The sequence below is a fragment of the Micromonospora sp. NPDC003776 genome (assembly GCF_053605645.1).
In genome coordinates, this window is record NZ_JBSGJR010000534.1 from 1 (window position 1) to 4,809 (window position 4,809).

Sequence of the window (4,809 nt, forward strand, 5' to 3'; positions counted from 1 at the left end):
TCAACCTGCTCACCGCCGCCCGGCTGCACCTGCGCGGCGGATAAATCAGCGGCGCGACGGCGGGCGGGCTGCCAGGATCGCCGACGTGACGCTTCCCGCCGGCTGGACCGCCCGCCGCCCCACCCTCGACGACGTACCGGCGATCCTGGCGGTGGTGCACGCCGCCGACACCTTCGCCGTCGGCTACCCGGACTTCGACGCCGAGGACGTCCGCGACGCGCTGACCGCCCCCCACGTCGACATGACCCGCGACTCCTGGCTGGTGACCGACCCGGACGGCGTCGCGGCCGGCTGGACCATCCTGAGCAACCCGACCGGGGTGGGCCGGGAGTTCGTCGAGGTCTACGTCGACCCGGAGCGCGGGGTCGACCTGCGCGCCCCGCTGCTGGCGCGGCTGCTCGACCGGGTCGGTGAGCGGGCCGCCGAACGCGGCCTGCCCGCCCTCACCGCCCGTACCGCCGCCTTCGCCCCGGAGACCCGCTGGGCGGAGGAGCTCGCCGCGGCGGGCTTCACCCTGGTCAAGCGGTACATCCGGATGGCCCGGTCGCTCGCCGACCTGCCCGCCGAGCCGCCGCCCCCGCCCGGGGTGACCGTCCGGTCGCTGCGGCCCGATGACGAGTCGGACCTGCGCGAGTTCCACCTGATCTTCGACACCGCGTTCCGGGACACCCCGGACTACGAGCCGCTCGGCTTCGACCAGTGGCGCGAGCTGATCCCGTCGTACGGGAAGGTCTGGGACGAGTGGTTCGTCGCCGAGGTGGACGGCGAGCCGGCCGGCGCCCTGCAATCCTCGGACCAGGCGCTGGACCACGACATGGGCTGGGTTCGCACCCTCTCGGTGCTGCCGGCGTACCGGCGGCGCGGGGTGGGGGCGGCGCTGCTGCGGCGCGCTTTCGCGGTCTACGCCGCCAAGGGCCGCGCCGGCGCCGGGCTCGGCGTCGACCTGGCCAACCCGACCGTCCCGGTGACCCTCTACCGCTCCGTCGGGCTGCGCGAGGAGCGCTGGACCGACATGTACGAACGCAGCGTCCCCGCCACGGCGGTGTGATCCGCGACCCCGGCTCCGGGGCCGCCGGCCCGCCCGGGAACCGGGCGGAGCAGACTGGAGGGGTGGGAGAGCCGCTAGGCCGATGCCGTGCCGGTGGGGCGGGACCGCAGCTCGGTGACGTAGTCGTCCGGCGCGCCTGCCTTCTCCGCCGCGTTCGCGATCTCCGACAGGTACCACGACGTCGGCAGGCCGCCCTCGTAGCCGTCGAAGACGTAGACCCAGGCGGTCACGTCCCCGTCCAGCGTCGACACCCGGACGGTGAGCTTCCGGTACGTCCCGGCGGTCACCCCCTCGATCTCGTCGAGCTGGGCGGCGTCGTACGGGTCGATGTCGTAGAGCGCCACGAAGACCCGGTCGCCCGCGGACTCGACCACGGTGCTGACCGAGCCCTCCCAGCCGATGACGTCCTCGCCCGCGAAGGTGAGCCGCCACCCCTCCAGCCAGCCGGTGCCCACCATCGGCGAATGCGGGCAGTAGGCGCGCATGCGGGCGGGATCCAGGTTTGAGCCGTAAGCGGCGTACAGACGCACGGCGATGACGATAGCCCGGTGGGCGGGTGGGGGAGAATACGACGGAGCGTGTCGAGCGCGATGGGGAGAAGAAAGTCACTGTGAGCACTGACGAGGGGCGAGCGCTGTGAGCCAGATCGTGATCATCGGCGGGGGACCGGCCGGGTACGAGGCGGCGCTGGTCGCCGCCCAGCTGGACGCTGATGTCACCGTGGTCGAGGCGGAGGGGGCCGGCGGCGCCTGCGTGCTCTCCGACTGCGTCCCGTCCAAGACCTTCATCGCCAGCTCCCAGGTGGTCACCGGCTACCGGGACACCGAGGAGTTCGGGGTGCACTCCGACGGGCTGGAGGCGGTCACCGTCGACGCCGGCGCGGTGCACGACCGGGTGAAGCGGCTCGCCCTGGCCCAGTCCGCCGACATCCACGACAAGCTGGTCAAGGCCGGGGTCGAGTTCGTGGCGGGCACCGCCCGACTGGGCGAGGACACGCTCGGTCACACCCACCGGGTGATCGTGACCCCGGCCGACGGCCGCCCCGAATACTCGATCGCGGCGTCCACCGTCCTGATCGCCACCGGCGCCACGCCACGCCAGCTCCCCACCGCCCCGCCGGACGGCGAGCGCATCCTCACCTGGCGGCAGGTGTACGACCTGCCCGAGCTGCCCGAGCACCTGATCGTGGTCGGTTCCGGCGTGACCGGCGCCGAGTTCGCCAGCGCGTACCTGGCGATGGGCGTCGGGGTCACCCTGGTCTCCAGCCGGGACCGGGTCATGCCGCACGAGGACGCGGACGCCGCCTCGGCGATCGAGCGGGTGTTCCGCAACCGGGGCATGACCATCCTCAACAACTCCCGGGCCGGGGCGGTCCGCCGGATCGGGGACGGCGTCGAGGTGGTGCTCGAGGACGGCCGGGTGGTGGTCGGTTCGCACGCGCTGATCACGGTCGGCTCGATCCCCAACACCGCCGGCCTGGGCCTCGCCGAGTACGGCGTCGAGCTGGCCCGGGGCGGGTACGTCAACGTCGACCGGGTCTCCCGGACCAACGTCCCGGGCATCTACGCCGCCGGCGACTGCACCGGGGTCCTCGCGTTGGCCAGCGTCGCCGCCATGCAGGGCCGGATCGCGATGTGGCACGCGCTCGGCGAGGCGGTCCGGCCGCTGCGGCTGCGTACCGTTGCGGCGAACGTCTTCACCGACCCGGAGCTGGCCACCGTCGGCGTCTCGCAGAACGAGGTGGACGCCGGCAAGGTGCCGGCCCGTCAGGTGATGCTGCCGCTCGCCGGCAACGCCCGGGCGAAGATGGACGACCTGGCGGACGGCTTCGTGAAGCTCTTCTGCCGGCCGGCCAGCGGCCAGGTGATCGGCGGCGTGGTGGTGGCGCCGAAGGCCAGCGAACTGATCCTGCCGATCACCATGGCCGTGGAGAACAACCTCACGGTCAACGAGCTGGCCCAGACGATCACCATCTACCCGAGCCTGTCGGGCTCGATCACCGAGGCCGCCCGCCAGCTCATGCTCCACGAGCTGGAGTGACCCGGTCGATCATGGAGTTGTGGCGCCCAGCTGATGCGGGTGCGCACCATCCGTTGGGTGCCACAACTCCATGGTCGCGGCCGGCCGTCGGGGTCACGGTGGGGCGGCGGGTCAGGGTTGCCGCGACCACGGTGAGCAGCGCGACCTCGGTGATGATGAGCAGGCGCTCGGCCAGGCCGATCAGCGCCCGGTCCCCCGGGTACGCCGACCAGACCATGGCCCCGGCCAGCATCAGGCTGGTCAGGGCGAGGACGCGTAGCCAGCCGCCGGTCCGGCCGCCCAGCGGGCCGGCGAGCAGCCAGCCGGCGGCCGGCAGGACGAGGAAGGCCACCACCGAGGCGTACCGGTGCAGGTAGGCAGCGGTGCCCATGGCCGTGCCGGGCTCGTTGGTGGGGATCGCGGCGGTGACCAGCAGGCCCGCGGACCAGGTCAGCAGCAAGACCCGTGCCGGCCGGTGCACCCCGGCCCGGCGCAGCGGCGCCAGGAGTACGACGCTCGCCGCGGCGAGCACCACCATGGCCGCGTCGATGACGCCGCCCCGGTCGGAGACGGCGAAGTCGCTGACGGTCAGCGACCAGGGGTTCAGGTCGTCGTTCACCTCGAGATGACCGATCACGGCGAGCACCGCGGCGAGGGCGATCCCGCCGAGGGCCAGCAGGCCGTTGCGTTGGATTCCGGGCATGGACCGAGCCTGCTGCCGGAACCACCCGAAACGGATCCGGGTCGGCCACCCACTTCGCTCCCCGGGACGTCCCCTAGAGGGGGCAGCCGTCGTCGCGCGGTCAGTCGGCCGGGACCTTGACCGGGGTCTCGGTACGGCTGTTGCGCGCGCTGATCGCGGTCATCGCCCAGCCGGCCGCGGCGAACCCGCCGGCCGCCACGGTGCCAATCACCGCGAGCCGCCACGCCGACTGGGTCAGCGCCGTGCCGCCCAGGTGGCCCACCAGCGTTCCGTAGCTGGCCCAGCCGGTGGCGGCGGCGGCCTCGTAGACCAGGAAGAGGCGGTACGGGTAGCGGCTGCGCCCGGCCGAGAAGCAGGCGGCCATCCGGCCCCCGGGCACGAAGCGGCAGAGCAGGATGACCAGCGGGCCCGGTTCGCGCAGCCCCCGGGTGACCCGGGCGGCGGCCCGGCGGGCCCGGCTCGGCGTGACGTGCCGGGCCTGCCGGCGGTCCGGTGCGGTCCGGCCCAGCAGGTAGCAGGCGAGGTCGCCGGCGAAGACGCCGAGCGCGCCGACCGCGATGGTGAGCGGCAGGTTCAGTCCGCCGTAGACGGTCAGCGCGCCGCTGGTGATCATGACGACCTGGGTCGGCACCACCGGTACGAACGCGTCGGCGGCCAGCAGCGCCAGCAGCACCAGATACGCCCACATCGGCGACGCGAGATCAGAGATGAGTTCGGGCACGACCGTCACCTCGCCGGATTCCTCCGATGAACCGTTCCGAGCCTGCCCCCGTGCCCGGCGTCACCGAGGGCAGCCCCGTCCGGTGGTGACCGCCGACACGGCAGCGCCACCGATGGAAAACGAAACGGGGCCGCCATCTGTGACGCCCCCGAGCGGGCGGCGGATCACCGGGACGCGGCGTACCGTTGACCGGACGCGACCACGCGGACGCCGGGTCCCCCGTTCCTGGCGACCGGGTCGCGGCGGGGGGGGGGCGGCGGGCGCGGACGGGCCCCGGCCGCCCCCCCAGGGGCGGCCGGGGGGGGCGCGGGCCCGGGG

5 protein-coding genes are annotated in these 4,809 nt (G+C 73.8%); 2 read left to right on the forward strand and 3 right to left on the reverse strand.

What is annotated here, in order from left to right; all coding sequences use genetic code 11:
* Positions 1-85 precede the first annotated feature (85 nt).
* Positions 86-1,048, forward strand: coding sequence for a GNAT family N-acetyltransferase (locus tag ACWEVO_RS30175; RefSeq protein WP_452310861.1), 963 nt, complete (start codon positions 86-88; stop codon positions 1,046-1,048).
* A gap of 74 nt (positions 1,049-1,122) precedes the next feature.
* Here ACWEVO_RS30175 and ACWEVO_RS30180 read toward each other — a convergent pair whose 3' ends face one another.
* Entirely contained in the window at positions 1,123-1,578 is a 456-nt protein-coding gene (locus tag ACWEVO_RS30180) for a gamma-glutamylcyclotransferase (protein WP_452310862.1), read from the reverse strand.
* Positions 1,579-1,684: 106 nt separating this feature from the next.
* Between ACWEVO_RS30180 and ACWEVO_RS30185 the strand changes: the two genes are divergently transcribed.
* Complete coding sequence (locus ACWEVO_RS30185; RefSeq protein ID WP_452310863.1) at positions 1,685-3,088, forward strand: NAD(P)H-quinone dehydrogenase; 1,404 nt, start codon at positions 1,685-1,687, stop codon at positions 3,086-3,088.
* Here ACWEVO_RS30185 and ACWEVO_RS30190 read toward each other — a convergent pair.
* Positions 3,066-3,770 (reverse strand): DUF998 domain-containing protein, encoded by a 705-nt coding sequence (locus tag ACWEVO_RS30190; RefSeq protein ID WP_452310864.1) that lies wholly within the window; start codon positions 3,768-3,770, stop codon positions 3,066-3,068. The two genes, ACWEVO_RS30185 and ACWEVO_RS30190, sit on opposite strands and share 23 nt — an antisense overlap.
* A 100-nt stretch (positions 3,771-3,870) precedes the next feature.
* Positions 3,871-4,491, reverse strand: a complete 621-nt coding sequence (locus ACWEVO_RS30195) for a DedA family protein (protein WP_452310865.1) — start codon at positions 4,489-4,491, stop codon at positions 3,871-3,873.
* Positions 4,492-4,809: the final 318 nt, after the last annotated feature.